This is a genomic window from Falsirhodobacter xinxiangensis (assembly GCF_004959935.1).
GTDB classification, from domain to species: Bacteria; Pseudomonadota; Alphaproteobacteria; order Rhodobacterales; family Rhodobacteraceae; genus Falsirhodobacter; species Falsirhodobacter xinxiangensis.
Genome location: NZ_SMYN01000009.1, coordinates 38,000 through 54,072, shown reverse-complemented (window position 1 = coordinate 54,072; position 16,073 = coordinate 38,000). Strand labels below are relative to the sequence as shown.

Annotated in this window: 18 protein-coding genes; 14 read left to right on the top strand and 4 right to left on the bottom strand. The window is 66.4% G+C overall.

Features of this window, described 5'->3' with window-relative positions; all coding sequences use genetic code 11:
- From E2K76_RS12140 to E2K76_RS12080, 13 genes are all read left to right on the top strand, one after another.
- Positions 1 to 510 carry an HK97 family phage prohead protease gene (locus E2K76_RS12140; protein ID WP_136684582.1) on the top strand — a complete coding sequence of 170 codons (510 nt, stop codon included), beginning with the start codon at positions 1 to 3 and terminating at the stop codon, positions 508 to 510.
- A 24-nt stretch (positions 511 to 534) separates the two neighbouring features.
- Entirely contained in the window at positions 535 to 1,719 is a 1,185-nt protein-coding gene (locus E2K76_RS12135; RefSeq protein WP_136684581.1) for a phage major capsid protein, read from the top strand.
- A 123-nt stretch (positions 1,720 to 1,842) separates the two neighbouring features.
- The gene (locus E2K76_RS12130; RefSeq protein WP_136684580.1) at positions 1,843 to 2,424 is read left to right on the top strand and encodes a head-tail connector protein; all 582 of its coding nucleotides are present in this window, start codon (positions 1,843 to 1,845) and stop codon (positions 2,422 to 2,424) included.
- The gene (locus tag E2K76_RS12125) at positions 2,421 to 2,741 is read left to right on the top strand and encodes a head-tail adaptor protein (RefSeq protein ID WP_136684579.1); all 321 of its coding nucleotides are present in this window, start codon (positions 2,421 to 2,423) and stop codon (positions 2,739 to 2,741) included. Before E2K76_RS12130 ends, E2K76_RS12125 begins: the two co-directional genes overlap by 4 nt.
- Positions 2,738 to 3,130, top strand: coding sequence for a DUF3168 domain-containing protein (locus E2K76_RS12120; RefSeq protein WP_136684578.1), 393 nt, complete (start codon positions 2,738 to 2,740; stop codon positions 3,128 to 3,130). The genes E2K76_RS12125 and E2K76_RS12120 overlap by 4 nt, the downstream gene beginning before the upstream one ends.
- Before the next feature lie 13 nt (positions 3,131 to 3,143).
- Positions 3,144 to 3,560 (top strand): phage major tail protein, TP901-1 family, encoded by a 417-nt coding sequence (locus E2K76_RS12115; protein WP_136684577.1) that lies wholly within the window; start codon positions 3,144 to 3,146, stop codon positions 3,558 to 3,560.
- Positions 3,557 to 3,865, top strand: a complete 309-nt coding sequence (locus E2K76_RS12110; protein ID WP_136684576.1) for a gene transfer agent family protein — start codon at positions 3,557 to 3,559, stop codon at positions 3,863 to 3,865. The genes E2K76_RS12115 and E2K76_RS12110 overlap by 4 nt, the downstream gene beginning before the upstream one ends.
- 13 nt (positions 3,866 to 3,878) lie before the next feature.
- On the top strand, positions 3,879 to 4,076 hold the full coding sequence (locus E2K76_RS12105; RefSeq protein WP_136684670.1) for a rcc01693 family protein: 198 nt from the start codon (positions 3,879 to 3,881) through the stop codon (positions 4,074 to 4,076).
- Positions 4,063 to 4,716, top strand: coding sequence for a phage tail tape measure protein (locus E2K76_RS12100; protein ID WP_136684575.1), 654 nt, complete (start codon positions 4,063 to 4,065; stop codon positions 4,714 to 4,716). The genes E2K76_RS12105 and E2K76_RS12100 overlap by 14 nt, the downstream gene beginning before the upstream one ends.
- Positions 4,717 to 5,349: a DUF2460 domain-containing protein gene (locus tag E2K76_RS12095; protein WP_136684574.1), complete on the top strand. Its 633-nt coding sequence runs from the start codon at positions 4,717 to 4,719 to the stop codon at positions 5,347 to 5,349. It begins immediately after the preceding gene.
- Entirely contained in the window at positions 5,346 to 6,221 is an 876-nt protein-coding gene (locus tag E2K76_RS12090; RefSeq protein ID WP_136684573.1) for a DUF2163 domain-containing protein, read from the top strand. Before E2K76_RS12095 ends, E2K76_RS12090 begins: the two co-directional genes overlap by 4 nt.
- On the top strand, positions 6,218 to 6,640 hold the full coding sequence (locus E2K76_RS12085; protein WP_136684572.1) for an NlpC/P60 family protein: 423 nt from the start codon (positions 6,218 to 6,220) through the stop codon (positions 6,638 to 6,640). Before E2K76_RS12090 ends, E2K76_RS12085 begins: the two co-directional genes overlap by 4 nt.
- 3 nt (positions 6,641 to 6,643) lie before the next feature.
- On the top strand, positions 6,644 to 10,450 hold the full coding sequence (locus E2K76_RS12080; RefSeq protein WP_136684571.1) for a baseplate multidomain protein megatron: 3,807 nt from the start codon (positions 6,644 to 6,646) through the stop codon (positions 10,448 to 10,450).
- Here E2K76_RS12080 and E2K76_RS12075 read toward each other — a convergent pair.
- Entirely contained in the window at positions 10,447 to 11,478 is a 1,032-nt protein-coding gene (locus E2K76_RS12075) for a flagellar motor switch protein FliG (protein WP_136684570.1), read from the bottom strand. The genes E2K76_RS12080 and E2K76_RS12075 overlap by 4 nt on opposite strands.
- 58 nt (positions 11,479 to 11,536) lie before the next feature.
- Positions 11,537 to 12,838 (bottom strand): adenylosuccinate lyase, encoded by a 1,302-nt coding sequence (gene purB, locus E2K76_RS12070; protein WP_136684569.1) that lies wholly within the window; start codon positions 12,836 to 12,838, stop codon positions 11,537 to 11,539.
- A 191-nt stretch (positions 12,839 to 13,029) separates the two neighbouring features.
- On the opposite strand from purB, the gene E2K76_RS12065 reads away from it, so the two are divergent.
- Entirely contained in the window at positions 13,030 to 14,082 is a 1,053-nt protein-coding gene (locus E2K76_RS12065) for a glycerophosphodiester phosphodiesterase family protein (RefSeq protein WP_136684669.1), read from the top strand.
- Between the two features lie 36 nt (positions 14,083 to 14,118).
- On the opposite strand, the gene E2K76_RS12060 is transcribed toward E2K76_RS12065, so the two are convergent.
- Positions 14,119 to 15,441, bottom strand: a complete 1,323-nt coding sequence (locus E2K76_RS12060) for a cellulase family glycosylhydrolase (protein ID WP_136684568.1) — start codon at positions 15,439 to 15,441, stop codon at positions 14,119 to 14,121.
- 364 nt (positions 15,442 to 15,805) lie between these two features.
- On the bottom strand, positions 15,806 to 15,994 hold the full coding sequence (locus tag E2K76_RS12055; protein ID WP_136684567.1) for a hypothetical protein: 189 nt from the start codon (positions 15,992 to 15,994) through the stop codon (positions 15,806 to 15,808).
- Positions 15,995 to 16,073 lie beyond the last annotated feature (79 nt).

The window sequence follows — 16,073 nt, the reverse complement described above, 5'->3', positions numbered from 1 at the left end:
ATGGAATACGGGTATGGCGGTGCGCCGGAGCGGAAGTTCCATGCGGGGCTGACGGTCGCGGATGGGGTCGTCGAGGGCTATGCGTCCTTGTTCGGGGTGCGGGACGGTGGCGGCGATGTGGTGCTGCCGGGGGCCTATGCGGGGAGCCTCGCGCGGCGCAAGTCGGTGAAGATGCTGTGGCAGCATGATCCGAACCAGCCGATCGGCGTGTGGGATACGGTGCGTGAGGACGGCGTTGGCCTTTACGTGAAGGGCCGGCTGCTGGACGGGGTGCAAAAGGCGCGCGAGGCGATGGTGCTGCTGGAGGCGGGGGCGATCGACGGGATGTCGATCGGTTATCGCACCGTGCGGGCCGAGCGCGACGGCAAGGGGCGGGCACTGGCCGAAGTGGAGCTGTGGGAGGTGTCGCTTGTGACCTTCCCGATGCTGCCGGAGGCGCGGGTGCAGGCGAAGTCGGATGACTGGCGGTCGATTGCCCAGATCTTCCGGGATGCCGCCGCCGCGATCTGAGGTTTCAACGAAGGAGTGGAGTGAATGACCGAGACGAAGTCTCGGGCCGGGCAAGGTTTGTCCGGTCCGCAGGAGGTGGCCGAGGCCATGTCGGGTTTCCTGAACGAGCTTAAGGGCTTTCAGGGTGAAGTTTCCAAGGCGCTGCAACAACAGGAAGAGCGACTGAACATGCTGGATCGTAAGACTGTGACCTATGGCCGTCCCGCCCTTTCGGCTGCTGCCGAGGTGGAAGTGCCGCATCAGAAGGCGATGGGCGCCTATTTGCGTTCGGGTGACGATGACGGGCTGCGCGGGCTGGTGCTGGAAGGCAAGGCGATGTCGACCGCGGTTTCCGCCGATGGTGGCTATCTGGTCGATCCGCAGACCTCGGACACCATTCGGTCGATGCTGGTTTCGACCTCGTCCATCCGGGCGATTGCCAATGTGGTGGCGGTGGATGCGTCCAGCTTTGACGTGCTGATCGACCGTTCCGAGGTTGGTTCGGGCTGGGCGAGCGAGACGGCGGCGCAGGGCGAAACCTCGACCCCGGCGGTCGAGCGCATCTCGATCAAGCTGCACGAGCTGTCGGCCATGCCCAAGGCGAGCCAGCGCCTGCTGGACGATTCCGCATTCGACGTCGAGGGTTGGCTGGCCGGCAAGATCGCGACGCGCTTCATCCGTGCGGAATCGGCGGCGTTCGTGAACGGTGATGGTGTGGACAAGCCGAAGGGCTTCCTGACCGCGCCGAAGGTGGCGAATGCCTCTTGGGCCTGGGGCAGCCTTGGCTATGTTGCATCCGGTGCGGCGGCGGATTTCGCGGCGACGGGGTCGGCGGATTGCATCGTCAATCTGGTTTACTCGCTGTCGGCGGAATACCGGGCGAATGCGTCCTTCGTGATGAATTCGAAGACGGCGGGTGCGGTTCGCAAGATGAAGGATGCGGACGGGCGCTTCCTGTGGACGGACGGTCTGGCAGCGGGGCAGCCGAACACGCTGATGGGTTATCCGGTGCTGATCTGCGAGGATATGCCGGATATCGCGGCGGGTGCCTTTGCCATGGCCTTTGGTGATTTCACCGCCGGATACACCATCGCGGAACGCCCGGACCTGCGCGTGCTGCGCGATCCTTTCTCGGCCAAGCCGCACGTCCTGTTCTATGCCACCAAGCGCGTGGGCGGGGATGTGACCGACTTCGCGGCGATCAAGCTTCTGAAATTCGCGACCTCCTGATCGCGGATGTCCGGCCCCTTCGGGGGCCGGGCGATGGGCGCGCCGAGGTGCTGCCTAGCTGCTCCCTCCGTCCGAGCAGTGTCTGGGTGCGCCCGTTTTATCAATGGCTTGTGAGGTGAATTTATGATGTTGACCGAAGAAGGGCCTGTCTTAGCGGATGATCTGCCCATCGCGCGGATGAAGGAACATCTGCGTCTTGGGACCGGGTTTTCCGATGACGGGATGCAGGACGGGCTGGTCGAGAGCCATCTGCGCGCCGCCATCGCGACCATCGAAGGGCGGATCGGCAAGGTTCTGATAGCGCGCCGTTTCCGTTGGGAGATTTCGGGTTGGCGCGGGCGTTCGGCGCAGGCGCTGCCGGTCGCGCCGGTGTCCGAGGTGGTGTCGGTCGAGATCGTCGGTGCGGATCGGCGCGCCGTGACCGGGCTGCGGCTGGAGCGGGACGCGCATCGGCCCCGGCTGGTGTCCGGCTTCGTGCTGCCGGAAGTGCCGGCGGGAAGCCATGTGGAGATCGTGTTCGACGCGGGCTTTGGCGTCTGGGACGCGGTGCCGGCCGATCTGCGACAGGCGGTGCTGCTGCTGGCGGCAGAGTTTTACGAGAACCGGCACGAGGCTGGGCTGCGGGCCTCTGGCCTGCCGATGGCGGTGGTCACGCTGATCGAACGTTGGCGCACCGTGCGCGTGCTGGGCGGGGGTGCGGCATGACGCTGGACCGGGCGCTGGTGCTGGAGGCTTCGGAACGCATCGGCGATGGCGCGGGGGGCTTTCGGACGGAATGGACCGCTCGGGGCACGCTCTGGGCGGATGTGAAGCCGGGGACCGGGCGCGAATTGGCCGGGGTCGAGGTGACGGGGCCGCAGGTGTCCTATCGCATTACGGTGCGGGCTGCGGCGGTGGGTGCGCCCTCGCGCCCCAGGGCCGGGCAGCGGTTCCGGGATGGTGTGCGGCTTTTCCAGATCCTGGCCGTGACCGAGGCCGAGGGCCGGTTCCTGACCTGTTTCGCGCGGGAGGGGATGGCATGAGCTATGGCGTGGCGGCGGCTTTGCAGGAGGCGATCTTTGCGCGTCTTCGCGGGCTGGGAGGGTTGCAGGACGTGGCGATCCACGATGCGGCCCCCGATGCGACCGCCGGGACCTGGGTGCTGATCGGGCCGGAGACGGTGCGCGATCGGTCCGACGCATCGGGCGCGGGGGCCGAGCATCAGGTGGTGCTGAGCGTGATTTCGGATGCCGAGGGGTTTCTGGCGGCCAAGCGCGTGGCCGGGGCGATCTCGGACGGGCTGGCGGTGCCGCTGGAAATGTCGCGCGGGCGGATCGCGGGGCTGTGGTTCGACCGCGCGGTGGCGCGGCGGCTGGAGGCGGGGCGGACCCGCCGGATCGACCTGACATTCCGTGTCCGGGTCGAAGGATAACAAGGAGAACGACATGGCTGTTCAGAACGGCAAGGACCTTCTGGTGAAACTGGACCTGACCGGCGACGGCCAGTTCGAGACGATCGCGGGCCTGCGGGCAACGCGCGTCAGCTTCAATGCGGAGACGGTGGACGTCACCTCGTTGGAGAGCCAGGGCGGCTGGCGCGAATTGCTGGGCGGGGCGGGGGTGAAGTCGGCCTCGATCTCCGGCTCGGGGGTGTTTCGCGATGCGGGGACGGACGAGCGGGCGCGGCAGATCTTCTTCGACGGCGAGGTGCCCCAGTTCCAGGTCATCATCCCCAGCTTTGGCGTCGTGCAGGGCGCGTTCATGATCACCGCCATCGAATATGCCGGCAGCCACAATGGCGAGGCAACCTATGAGCTGACGCTCGCCTCGGCCGGGGCGCTGACCTTCACGGCGCTGGCATGAACCCTTTTGCGGGCGAGGTGACGGTCGTTCTGGACGGGGTTCCGCATGTGGCCAAGCTGACGCTTGGCGCGCTGGCCGAGCTGGAGACGGTGCTGGAGGCCGGATCGCTGATCGATCTGGTGCAGCGGTTCGAGGGCGGGCGGTTCACCACGCGCGACGTGCTGGCGGTGGTGGTCGCGGGTCTGCGCGGTGGCGGCTGGACCGGGACGGCGGCGGACTTGCTTCACGCGGATGTGGGCGGTGGCGCGACCGGTGCGGCGCGGGCGGCGGCAGATCTGCTGCACCGTGCCTTCGCGATGCCCTGATGGCCCGATCGTGATGGATTGGCCGGGGCTTTTGCGCGCCGGGCTGTTCACGCTGCGGCTGACGCCCGAGCAGTTCTGGCGGCTGACGCCCATCGAACTGCGGATGATGCTGGGGGCGGAGACGGCGATCCCGCCCCTGACCCGCGCGCGGCTGGAGGAACTGGCCCGTGCGTTTCCCGATGTGAAAGGGCTGGAAAATGGCCACGATTGAGGAACTGGAGGAGCAGCTTGCCGCGTTGGAGCGGTCGTTGGACGACACCTCGCGCGTGGTGGGGGCGTTCGAAGGGCAGATGAAGCAGGTCGGCGTGTCTGCCAGTGCCGCAGAACGCGAGGTCGGGGCGCTTTCGAACAGCATGGGCCGAGGCTTGCGCAAATCCTTCGAGGACGTGGTCTTCGATGGGGCGCGCCTGTCCGATGCGCTGCGCGGCGTGGCCGAGAACATGGCGCAGGCAGTGTATCGCGCGTCGATCAAGCCGGTGGAGGGGGCGATCGGCGGCGTGGTGTCCGGGGGCCTCAGCGCACTTTTGGGCGGCTTGATGCCCTTTGCGGCGGGCGGCGCGTTTTCGCAAGGGCGGGTGATGCCTTTCGCCAAGGGCGGCGTCGTGTCCAGCCCCGTCACCTTTCCGATGCTTGGCGCGACCGGGCTGATGGGCGAGGCGGGGCCGGAGGCGATCATGCCGCTGACGCGCGGGGCCGATGGACGTCTGGGTGTGCAATCGCAGGGCGGCGGGCGGGCGGTGAACATCGTCATGAACGTGACCACCCCCGACGTGCAGGGGTTTCAGCGCAGTCAGGGGCAGATCGCCGCGCAGGTCAGCCGCGCCCTGTCGCGCGGACAAAGGAACAAGTGAATGACATTTCATGAGATACGTTTTCCCGCCAACCTGTCCTTCGGGTCGGTCGGCGGGCCGGAGCGGCGGACCGAGATCGTCACGCTGGCGAACGGGTTCGAGGAGCGGAACACTCCTTGGGCCCATTCGCGCCGCCACTATGATGCCGGCGTGGGGCTGCGGTCGCTGGACGATGTGGAATCGCTGATCGCATTCTTCGAGGCGCGGCGGGGGCAGTTGTTCGGCTTTCGTTGGAAGGATTGGTCGGATTACAAATCCTGCCTCCCGTCGCAGGCCGTCGGGCCGCTGGATCAGGTGCTTGGGCGCGGCGATGGCGTGACGACCGTGTTCGCGCTGCGCAAGCTGTATCGCTCGGGCGAGGAGACCTATCTGCGGCCCATCGTCAAACCCGTCGAGGGCACGGTGCGTGTGGCTCTGGCCGCCGATCCGGCGGTGGAGGGCGTGCAGTTCTCGGTCGATGTGGCGCGCGGGACCGTGACCTTCGCCACTGCACCCGCGCGCGGGGTCGAGGTGACGGCGGGCTTCGAGTTCGACGTGCCGGTGCGCTTCGATACCGACCGCATCCAGACCTCGGTTTCGTCGTTTCAGGCGGGCGACGTGCCGAACGTGCCGGTGGTGGAGGTGCGGGTATGACGCTGGGATCGCATCTGGCGCTGGGCGTCACGACCGTTTGCCGTGCATGGGCTGTCGCGCGGGCCGATGGTGTCGTGCTGGGCTTCACCGATCATGACACGGACCTTGCCTTCGACGGCATCACTTTCACCGCCAGCAGCGGGCTGACGGCGATGGCGCTCCAGCAGACGACCGGGCTTGCGGTGGACAATACCGAGGCGCTCGGCGCGCTCAGCGATGCCGGTGTGACCGAGGCCGATCTGCTGGCCGGGCGGTTCGACCGGGCCGAGATGCGCTGCTGGCTGGTGAACTGGGCCGACCCGTCACAGCGCAGTCTGCAGTTCCGCGGCACGTTCGGCGAGATCACCCGCGCGGGCGGTGCGTTCCGCGCGGAACTGCGCGGGCTGACCGAGGCGCTGAACCAGCCGCAGGGGCGCAGCTATCAGACCGGCTGTTCGGCCCTGCTGGGGGATCGCGCCTGCGGGTTCGAGCTGTCGAAACCCGGATACAGCGCCGAACGCGCCACCGAGGAGGTCGAGGACCGGCGCATCTTCCGCTTTGCCGATTTTGCGGGTTTCGATGACCGCTGGTTCGAGCGGGGGCGCCTGGTCGTGCTGACGGGGGCGGGCGCGGGGGTGGTCGGGCTGATCAAGAACGACCGCCTCTCCGCCTCGGGGCGCGAGATCGAGTTGTGGCAGTCGCTGGGGCCGCAGGTCGCGCCCGGCGACATGCTGCGGATCGAGGCGGGCTGCGACAAGCGGGCCGAGACCTGCCGCCTGAAATTCGCGAACTTCGCCAATTTTCGCGGCTTTCCGCATATTCCGGGCGAGGATTGGCTGGCCTCCTATCCCACCTCGGGCAGCGTCAAGGATGGGGGGAGCCTGTTCAGGTGAGCATCATCATCGACGAGGCGCGGTCGTGGATCGGCACGCCCTATATCCATCAGGCCTATTGCAAGGGTGCGGGGACGGATTGCCTTGGCCTCGTGCGCGGGGTCTGGCGCGTCTGGATCGGGCCGGAGCCCGAGGCGATCCCGGCCTATACGCAGGATTGGTCCGAACCTTCGGGCGACGAGACGGTGCTGGCGGCTTGCGAGCGTTGGCTGGTCCGCAAACCGCAGGCCGATGCTGCCCCCGGCGACGTGCTGCTGTTCCGCATGCGCGACGGCTGCGTGGCCAAACACCTTGGCATTCAGGCCGAGGGCGCGAGCTTCATCCACGCCTATACCGGGCACGGGGTCATCGAAAGCCCGCTTTCCGCCCCCTGGGCGCGCCGGATCGCGGCGCGCTTTCGTTTTCCCGACAGGAGCTGACATATGGCAACCCTTCTGCTTGCAACCGCCGGCGCCGCGATCGGCGGCGGCATCGGCGGCACGGTCATCGGCCTGTCCGGCGCCGTCATCGGGCGCGCGGTCGGCGCGACGCTGGGTCAGGTGATCGACCAGCGCCTTCTGGGCGCAGGGTCTGAACGGGTCGAGATCGGCAAGCTGGACCGTTTCCGCATCATGGGCGCGTCCGAAGGCGCGCCGGTCGCCCAAGTCTATGGCCGCACCCGCGTGTCGGGTCAGGTCATCTGGGCCACGCGGTTTCTGGAACATGTCAGCAAGTCCGGCGGTGGCAAGGGCACGCCGAAGCCCAAGACCACAAGCTATTCCTATTCCGTCAGCCTCGCCATCGCCCTGTGCGAGGGCGAGATCGCCAGCATCGGGCGCGTCTGGGCCGACGGGATCGAGCTTTCGCCCCACGATCTGAACATGCGCGTTTATGAGGGCAGCGAGGACCAGCTTCCCGACCCCAAAATCGCGGCGGTCGAAGGTCACGCGCCAGCCTATCGCGGCATCGCCTATGTGGTACTGGAGGATCTTCCGCTTGGCCAGTTCGGCAACCGGGTGCCACAGTTTTCGTTCGAGGTGCTGCGCCCGGCGCAGGGCGGTCAGGCCGACCGCGACGTGAACCTGCAGCGCGGGGTGAGGGCGGTCGCGCTGGTTCCCGGCACGGGCGAATACGCGCTGGCGACGACCCCGGTTCATGTGTCCAGTGGACCGGGCGCAAACCGTTCGCTGAACGTCAACACACCCTCGGGCAAGACCGACCTGACGGTGGCGCTGCGCCAGTTGGGCGAGGAACTGCCCGCCGCGCAATCCGTTTCGCTGGTGGTGTCGTGGTTCGGCAACGATCTGCGCTGCGGCGACTGCACGGTGCAGCCCTGCGTCGAACAGCGCGCGGATGGCGTGCCGATGCCATGGACGGTTGCGGGGGTCACGCGCGCGCAGGCGGCGCTGGTGCCGCAGGCCGACGGTCGCCCGGTCTATGGCGGCACACCCGCCGATGCCTCGGTGATCGAGGCGATCCGCGCCATTCGGGATGGCGGGCGCGAGGTGATGTTCTATCCCTTCATCCTGATGGATCAGATGGAGGGCAATACGCTGCCCGATCCGTATTCGGATGCGGATGGCCAGCCCGTCCTGCCGTGGCGCGGACGGATCACGACCTCGCAAGCGCCGGGACGCACGGGGACCACCGACCGCACCGCCGCCGCCGAGGCCGAGGTCGCCGCGTTTTTCGGCACCGCGATGCCCGAGCATTTCGGCGCGAGCTATACCGGTCCGCAGGAATGGCGGTATCGGCGGTTCATCCTGCATTACGCGCATCTTTGCGCGCAGGCGGGCGGTGTGGACGCCTTCTGCATCGGATCGGAAATGCGCGGGCTGACCCAAATCCGGGGCGCTCATGACAGCTTCCCCGCCGTGCAGGCGCTGCGCCAACTGGCGGCCGAGGTGCGGGCGATTCTGCCGGATGCCAAGATTAGCTATGCCGCCGACTGGTCGGAATATTTCGGCTATCACGCGGATGGTGACGTGTATTTCCATCTGGACCCACTCTGGGCCGATCCGGCGATCGATTTCGTCGGCATCGACAACTATATGCCGCTGTCCGACTGGCGCGACGGCGAGGATCATGCCGACGCGCATTGGGGCTCGATCTACGACCTCGATTACCTGAAATCCAACGTCATGGGCGGCGAGGGGTTCGACTGGTATTACGACAGCCCCGAGGGTCTGGCCGCCCAGAACCGTAAGCCGATCACCGATGGCGCTTACGGCGAGCCGTGGGTGTTTCGCAACAAGGACCTGAAAAGCTGGTGGTCGCTGCCCCATCACGATCGCCGGGGCGGGGCGCGTATCCGCACGGCGTGGGAGCCGGGATCGAAGCCGATCCGCTTCACCGAATACGGCTGCGCGGCCATCGACAAGGGATCGAACGAGCCGAACAAGTTCCTCGACCCCAAATCGTCGGAATCCGTGCTGCCTCGCGCGTCGGACGGGCGGCGGGACGATCTGATCCAGATGCAATACCTACGCGCCATGGCAGAGTTCTGGGGCGATCCGGCCAACAACCCGGCGGGCGCCTATGGCGACCGGATGGTCCAGATGCAATACGCCCACGCTTGGGCCTGGGATGCGCGGCCCTTCCCGGCCTTCCCGAACAACCTCGATTTCTGGAGCGATGGCGACAACTACCCCCGCGGCCATTGGCTGTCCGGGCGTGCTTCGGCGCAACCGCTGTCTTCGGTCGTGGCCGAGATATGCGAGCGGTCGGGCGTGACCGCCTATGACGTCTCGGGTCTTCATGGAACGGTGCGCGGCTATGCACCCGGCGATGCCGGCTCGGCCCGCGCATCGCTGCAACCGCTGATGCTGGCCTATGGGTTCGAGGCGGCCGAGCGGGACGGGATGCTGGTCTTCACCATGCGCCACGGCCGCGTGGGGCTGGAACTCGATCCCGACACGTTGGCGCTGACCGAAGACGATACGCTGGAACTTGTCCGTCTGCCCGAGGCAGAGATCGCGGGCCGCGTTCGTCTTGCCCATACCGAGGCCGAGGGCGATTACGCCGCGCGGCAGGCCGAGGCGATCTTCCCGGACGAGACCAGCAATGCCGTCTCGCAGACCGACCTGCCGCTGGTGCTGACGGCCTCCGAAGGGCGGCGGATCGCGGAACGCTGGCTGTCGGAATCCCGTGTGGCGCGGGATACCGCGCGCTTTGCGCTGCCGCCGTCGGCGCAGGTCGGGGCGGGGGACGTCGTGGCACTGCACGGGATGCGCTGGCGGATCGACCGGCTGGACCGCGCCGGTGCCCAGATGGTCGAGGCGGTGCGGGTCGAACCCGCCGTCTATGTCGCCAGCGATGCGGTCGAGCAGCGGGTCCCGGCCAAGCCCTTCGTGGCCCCTGTTCCGGTCCATCCGGTCTTCCTCGACCTGCCGCTGTTGCGCGGGGACGAGGTTCCGCACGCCCCGCATGTCGCCATCGCCGCCACCCCCTGGCCCGGCACCGTGGCCGTCTGGTCGGCATCCGAGGATGCAGGGTATGAGCTGAACACGCTGGTCCAGCGCGGCGCGATCCTCGGACTTACCCAGACCCCTATGGCCCCGGCGCGAAGCGGCCTCTGGGACCGGGGGGCGGCGCTGCGGGTGAAAGTCCACGGCGGCGATCTCTCCTCGGCCAGCGCGGCGCAGGTGCTGAACGGTGCGAACGTCATGGCCATCGGTGACGGCACCCGGTGGGAGCTGTTCCAGTTTGCCGATGCCGTTCTGGTCGGCACTGGCACCTATGACCTCTCTGCCCGCCTTCGTGGCCAGCTTGGCACCGAGGCGTTCATCCCAGCCGAAGGCTGGCCCGCCGGATCGACCGTCGTGCTTCTGGACGAGGCGATGACCCAGATCACCGTCCCCGCAGAGGCACGCGGCCTCGCCCGCCACTACCGCACCGGCAATGCCGGTCGCAGCTATGACGACCCGGCGGTGGTGCATCAGGTGTTGGCCTTCGAAGGGGCGGGCCTGCGCCCCTATGCCCCGGCGCATCTGCGCCGCAGGGGTCAACGGATCACATGGGTGCGCCGCACCCGGATCGACGGCGACAACTGGGCATCCTATGAGGTGCCGCTGGGCGAGGAGCGCGAGGCCTATCTGGTCCGCGTCATCAAAGGGGATCAGATACTGCGCGACGTCACGGTCACCACGCCGGAATGGACGCTGCCCGCAGCCGAGGGCGCGACGGCCATCGCGGTCGCGCAGATCTCGGATCGGTTCGGGCCGGGGCCGTTCCGCAGGCTCGCGCTCTAATCCTCGGTGATCAGCGTGATCTCGCCCGTGCCTTCAAGCTGGCGGATCGCGCCGATCACGGTGGTCATGGCCGCCTCTGCATCCTTGGGCCGGGGCGTGCCGCGATCCGCGATCTCCTCTCGCAGCGTCTGGGCCATACGCTGCGACAGGTTCGCCAGAATGAACTCCCGCGTCTCGGTCCCGCCGGGCGCGGCCATTGCCGTGATCAACACCCCCTGATCGACCGCGCGCAGCAGCTTCGGCACCTCGGCTGGCGTCATCCGCGACGGAATATGCGAGAAGGTGAAGATCGCCCGCCGCACCTTGGCGCCGAAATCCGCGTCTTCCTCGTCCAGCCCCGTCAGCACATCCTCGCGCGTGACGGTCTGCGATACGTTCAGGATCGCGCCCACCCGTTCCACCGGATTCGCATCGAAGGCCCGTGCCGGTTGCTGGTCGATCTGCTGTGCCAGCGATGCGCCGATCCGCTGCACCGTCGCCGGGTCCACATTGCCCGTCATCGACACCGCAAAGGCGACCTTGCGCGCCCGTTCCCCCGGTAGTTTGCCCAGCAGTTCGGCCGAACGCGCCACCGGCAGCTTCGACAGCATGACGGCAGCCACCTCGACCGCCTCCTCCTCCAGTATCGGCAGAAGACGATCCGGGGGCAGGGCGTTCAGCCGCTCCCACGGGTCCGCGGGGCCGATACCGCCCCGCCGCAGCCGCGTGACCGCCCCGGCCGAGATGTGGCCGTCCATCGCCTTCAGCGCGCCCTCCATCCCGCCCGGAAAGGCGATCCCAAGCTGTTCCAGCTCGGTCGAGAATTCCTCGATCACCGCATTCATCGTGGCGCGGTCCACGGGGGTCATCTGCCCCATCTGCGCAGTCAGTTCGGCCTGCAATTCTTCCGGCAAGGACGACAGGGGGATATTCGCCCCCTCGGATATCAAAAGGCGCACGACGATGGCGGCCTTTTCCAGCCCGTTCAGCGGTCGCGCCACACGCACGGCGCGCTGCGCCGGTGTGATCTGTGCCAGTGCCTGAGACATCCTGCCCCCGAGATTCGTGATCCAGGGGGCAGGATGGTTTCATCGGGTTAACGTGGGGTTAGCCGAAGACCCGTTTGAAGATCGTGTCCACATGCTTGGTGTGATAGCCCAGATCGAACTTCTCCTCGATCTCGGCGGGCGACAGGGCTGCCGTCACCTCGGCATCGCCCAGAAGCTCGGTCTTGAAATCCGCGCCCTGTTCCCAGACCTTCATCGCGTTGCGCTGCACCAGACGATAGCTGTCCTCGCGCGACACGCCGGCCTGCGTCAGCGCCAACAGCACGCGCTGGCTCATCACCAGACCGCGGAACTTGTTCATGTTGGCCAGCATGTTCTCGGGATAGACCACCAGCTTTTCCACCACGCCCGCCAGACGGTGCAGCGCGAAATCCAGCGTGATCGTCGCATCCGGTCCGATCGCGCGTTCCACCGACGAATGCGAGATGTCGCGCTCATGCCACAGGGCCACGTTCTCCATCGCTGGGATCACGGCCATCCGCACCAGACGCGCCAGGCCCGTCAGGTTTTCCGTCAGCACCGGGTTGCGCTTGTGCGGCATCGCGGACGAGCCCTTCTGGCCGGGGCTGAAGAACTCCTCGGCCTCCAGAACCTCGGTCCGCTGCATGTGGCGGATCTCGATCGCGATGTTTTCCATCGACGACGCGATCACGCCCAGCGTGGCAAAGAACATCGCGTGACGGTCGCGCGGGATGACCTGCGTGCTGATCGGCTCGGGGATCAGGCCCAGCTTTTCGCAGACATGCTCCTCGACGCGCGGGTCGATATTGGCGAAAGTGCCGACGGCGCCGGAAATCGCGCCCGTGCGGATTTCCTCGCGCGCGGCGACCAGACGGTCGCGGCCCCGCGCCATCTCGGCATAGAACCGGGCGAAGGTCAGGCCCATCGTCGTCGGTTCCGCGTGGATGCCGTGCGAGCGGCCGATGCGCACCGTGTCCTTATGCTCGAACGCGCGGGTCTTCAGCGCGGCCAGAACGCGGTCCATCCCCGCCAGCAGCAGGTCCGACGCGCGGACAAGCTGGATGTTCAGCGTGGTGTCCAGAACGTCGGAACTGGTCATCCCCTGATGGACGAAACGCGCGTCGTCCGAACCCACATGCTCGGCCAGATGGGTCAGGAAGGCGATGACGTCATGCTTGGTCACGGCCTCGATCTCGTCGATGCGGGCCACGTCGAATTCCACATCCTTCGCGCGCCAGACGGCATCGGCATTGGCGCGGGGGATGACGCCCAGATCGGCCTGCGCGTCGCAGGCATGGGCCTCGATCTCGTACCAGATGCGGAACTTCGTCTCGGGCGACCAGATGGCGACCATGTCGGGGCGGGAATAGCGGGGGATCATGCGCGTGGCCTTTCAAGGGATCGGGGCGCGGTTTCCTTACGCCGCAGGGGCCAAAAGGGCAAGTTCCGCGCGCCCTTGGCATTGTCGCATTAACTTCGCGTTAACTTTGCCGTTCCGCCACAATGCGCCCCTAGTCACGATCCCGTGCGGTGCGAGTGCCGCCATTTCATAGTAAATTCAAGGGACAGACCATGAAAGCCATGCTTCTTGGCACCGCCGTTCTGGGCGCGATGCTTGCCGCGCCGGTCACTGCTGCCACCATCGACCGTTTCGCCACGCTGAACGGCGAAGCGCCGATCCTGATCGCCCATCGCGGCGCCAGCGGCTATCTGCCCGAGCACACCATCGCCGCCTACGAGCTGGGCATCCAGATGGGCGCCGACTACATCGAGCCGGATCTGCAACTGACCGCCGACGGCCATGTCGTCGTGATGCATGACGGCACGCTGAACCGTTCCACCAATGTCGAAGAACTGTTCGAGGCCCGCAACGGCGGCTATGCCGTCAAGGACTTCACGCTGGACGAAATCCGCACACTGACCGCCGAGCCGACCCGCACAGCCACGAACGAATATCCGGGCTTCTCGTCCGACTATCCCTTCGTCGTGCCGACCTTCGACGAAGTTCTGGTCTGGCTGGACGAATACAATGCCGAGAACGGGACCGATATCGGCATCTATCCGGAATCGAAGGCGCCCTACAACGCCGCGCTGAACACCGCCATCGCGCAGTCGCTGTCGACCCACGGCTATACCGAAGCCGCCGACAAGGTGATCCTGCAAAGCTTCTCGTTCGACTCCGCCGAAGAACTGGCCGCGCTGACCGATTCCATGATGATCGACGCGACCATCGCGCAGCTGGGTTCGGCCACGCTGCTGGATGGCGTCTTCGGCATGACCTATGGCGGCGAGTTCCGCAGCCTCGAAGCTCTGGCCGAATATGTGGAGGGTCTGGGCGTTTCGATCTCCAGCCCGGCGCTGGGCGCGGAATTCATCTCCGCCGCGCATGATCTGGGTCTGGTCGTCCATGGCTGGACGTGGCGCCCGACCTCGCTGGAGGAAGCCTTCGCGCAGATCCAGCCGCTGATCGAGGCCGGGATCGACGGCATCTTCACCGACTATCCCGATCTGGGCCGCGCCGTGATCGACGCCAACATGCCCGCGCCGGTGCCGCTGCCGGCTGCGCTCCCGATGCTGCTGGCGGGTCTGGGCGGTCTGGCCGTCCTGCGCCGTCGTCGCAAGTGATGAAAAGGGCCGGGGGATCACCCCGGCCCGATCCGATCACAGGATGAAATCGTCGGCGGTCAGCTTGTGGATGCCGTCGATCACCAGGTTCAGATCAAAAGCCCCGTCGCCATCGACGTCGCCCTGAACATAGGTCCGGTTCTGACCGCTGTTGTGATACACGCCCAGATCGCGCGGATCGTCCAGCCAGTTGGACCCGATGAAGTTGAACGCCTGATTGCCGCGCACGGTGGAATTGGCATCGATGGCGCTCAGATCGATGGTGTCGCCATCGTCATACGCGATCTTCTGCCACTTGGTCAGCGTGCCGACCTTGATGATATCGCCAGCCGCGTCGTCCTGCTCCACCGGCTTGGGGGTGGGCTGGGGCGTGATCGCGGGTTCCTTGATCGGAGCGGTGACGGCGCCGCCATCCTTGTTGCCCAGATCCTTGAACGTGTTGTAGGCGGCCTTCTTCTCGCCATTCGGGCCCACGAGGCCGAACCAGTTTTCCGCCGTCCCGGTCGAGCCGCCACGGTCCTTGTAGGAATACCACATGATCGGACCGGCCCAGTCGTAATCCTGCGCGATGTCCACCGCCTCGCGGATGACCTGCGCCTGCTGGGCCTGGGTCAGCGCGGTGTTGCTGCCTGCGGTGGGCGCGCCGAATTCGGTCATCCAGATCTGCTTGCCACCGTCGCCATTGGCCAGCATCTCGCCACGGATGCCGTCTTCCATGATCTGCCACCCGTTCCAGGACGAGCTGCTGGAGGGCATCTGCGGATAGGTGTAGGGGTGATAGCCGACAGCGTCGAAATAGTTCTTCGCGCCCGCATCATACATCTGTTCCAGATAGTCCACCGCGCCGACCATGCCGTTGCCGGTGTTGGGAACCGGGGCGGTGCCGCCGGTGATGACGGTGTCATCCGCATCGACCGCCTTGATCGCGGTATAGGCCGCCTTCAGACCCGCAGTATAGTTCTGCGCGTTGATATGGTCCTTGTTGGGCTCGTTCAGGATTTCCCAATGATCCACGCGGTCGCCATAACGCTTGGCGGCCTCGCCTGCGAAGGTGCCAAGCGCGGCTTGCGAAGCCTTGGTGCCCAGACCTTGATCCAGCCAGCCGGGCACGCCTTCAAGGATTGCGACGACCTTGATCCCATGTGCGTTGGCAGCATTCACGACCTTGTCGATCAGCGACCAGTTCCAGACGCCCGCGCGGGGCTGCACGAGATCCCAGTGGAAATCCATGCGGATCCAATCCGCGCCAAGAGCTTTGTAATCCTTGAACTCGGCGTTCATCTCCTCGGTCGAGGAGCCGAGGATTTCGCCGAACGGGGTGGCCATGCCAAGCTGGCCGGGCTTTACTTTCTGGGGCATTGGTCAGTTCCGATTGTTGGGGGGATATACGCGCCTTGATAGTGACTGTTTCCGATCCGGCAACGATTGATGCCCTCGCGCTGAATGACCGGCGAGGTTTCGCTGGAATGGTCGCATTCGATTGGCGAAAGACCGCGAACAGCACAACCTTGGGTTGTATAGCTGCAATAAAGGAACGAGCAGGGTATTTTCAAGAAACGCGAAGCGGAAACGGCGCAATAAAATCGCCGGATTTCCCCGCGGCGCAGCCTGTGTCCACGGTGGCGATTCAGGAAACGTTTGAACACGCTGCGGAAACGTCTGGCCGAAACGAAAACAGCCCGCGGCATGGACCGCGGGCTGTGATGCAATAATGTAACGGTGATCAGCGAACGGCGCCGATGCCCCCGCCGATCAGTGCGCCGGCAACCGGCTCGCCGCCCAGCACTTCGCCCGCCACTGCGCCGCCCAAGGCACCCGTCGCGACACGCTGGCCACGGGTATTGCCGCAGGCGGAAACGGTGGCGACGATGGCGAGTGCGGAAATTGCAAGCGCGACCTTACGGGTGATCATGGTATTCTCCTCTGAATGTCCCGCCCGTGGAATACGGGTATGCGCGCGGTAAACGCCAGCCCCCCGGCCTCCGGTTCCC

Coding starts and splice junctions, on each gene's coding strand:
- E2K76_RS12055 (WP_136684567.1), bottom strand. CDS start 15,994: ATGATCACCCGTAAGGTCGCGCTTGCAATTTCCGCACTCGCCATCGTC.
- E2K76_RS12075 (WP_136684570.1), bottom strand. CDS start 11,478: ATGTCTCAGGCACTGGCACAGATCACACCGGCGCAGCGCGCCGTGCGT.
- E2K76_RS12105 (WP_136684670.1), top strand. CDS start 3,879: ATGGATTGGCCGGGGCTTTTGCGCGCCGGGCTGTTCACGCTGCGGCTG.
- E2K76_RS12100 (WP_136684575.1), top strand. CDS start 4,063: ATGGCCACGATTGAGGAACTGGAGGAGCAGCTTGCCGCGTTGGAGCGG.
- E2K76_RS12120 (WP_136684578.1), top strand. CDS start 2,738: ATGAGCTATGGCGTGGCGGCGGCTTTGCAGGAGGCGATCTTTGCGCGT.
- purB (WP_136684569.1), bottom strand. CDS start 12,838: ATGATCCCCCGCTATTCCCGCCCCGACATGGTCGCCATCTGGTCGCCC.
- E2K76_RS12135 (WP_136684581.1), top strand. CDS start 535: ATGACCGAGACGAAGTCTCGGGCCGGGCAAGGTTTGTCCGGTCCGCAG.
- E2K76_RS12130 (WP_136684580.1), top strand. CDS start 1,843: ATGATGTTGACCGAAGAAGGGCCTGTCTTAGCGGATGATCTGCCCATC.
- E2K76_RS12115 (WP_136684577.1), top strand. CDS start 3,144: ATGGCTGTTCAGAACGGCAAGGACCTTCTGGTGAAACTGGACCTGACC.
- E2K76_RS12080 (WP_136684571.1), top strand. CDS start 6,644: ATGGCAACCCTTCTGCTTGCAACCGCCGGCGCCGCGATCGGCGGCGGC.
- E2K76_RS12095 (WP_136684574.1), top strand. CDS start 4,717: ATGACATTTCATGAGATACGTTTTCCCGCCAACCTGTCCTTCGGGTCG.
- E2K76_RS12125 (WP_136684579.1), top strand. CDS start 2,421: ATGACGCTGGACCGGGCGCTGGTGCTGGAGGCTTCGGAACGCATCGGC.
- E2K76_RS12090 (WP_136684573.1), top strand. CDS start 5,346: ATGACGCTGGGATCGCATCTGGCGCTGGGCGTCACGACCGTTTGCCGT.
- E2K76_RS12110 (WP_136684576.1), top strand. CDS start 3,557: ATGAACCCTTTTGCGGGCGAGGTGACGGTCGTTCTGGACGGGGTTCCG.
- E2K76_RS12140 (WP_136684582.1), top strand. CDS start 1: ATGGAATACGGGTATGGCGGTGCGCCGGAGCGGAAGTTCCATGCGGGG.
- E2K76_RS12065 (WP_136684669.1), top strand. CDS start 13,030: ATGAAAGCCATGCTTCTTGGCACCGCCGTTCTGGGCGCGATGCTTGCC.
- E2K76_RS12060 (WP_136684568.1), bottom strand. CDS start 15,441: ATGCCCCAGAAAGTAAAGCCCGGCCAGCTTGGCATGGCCACCCCGTTC.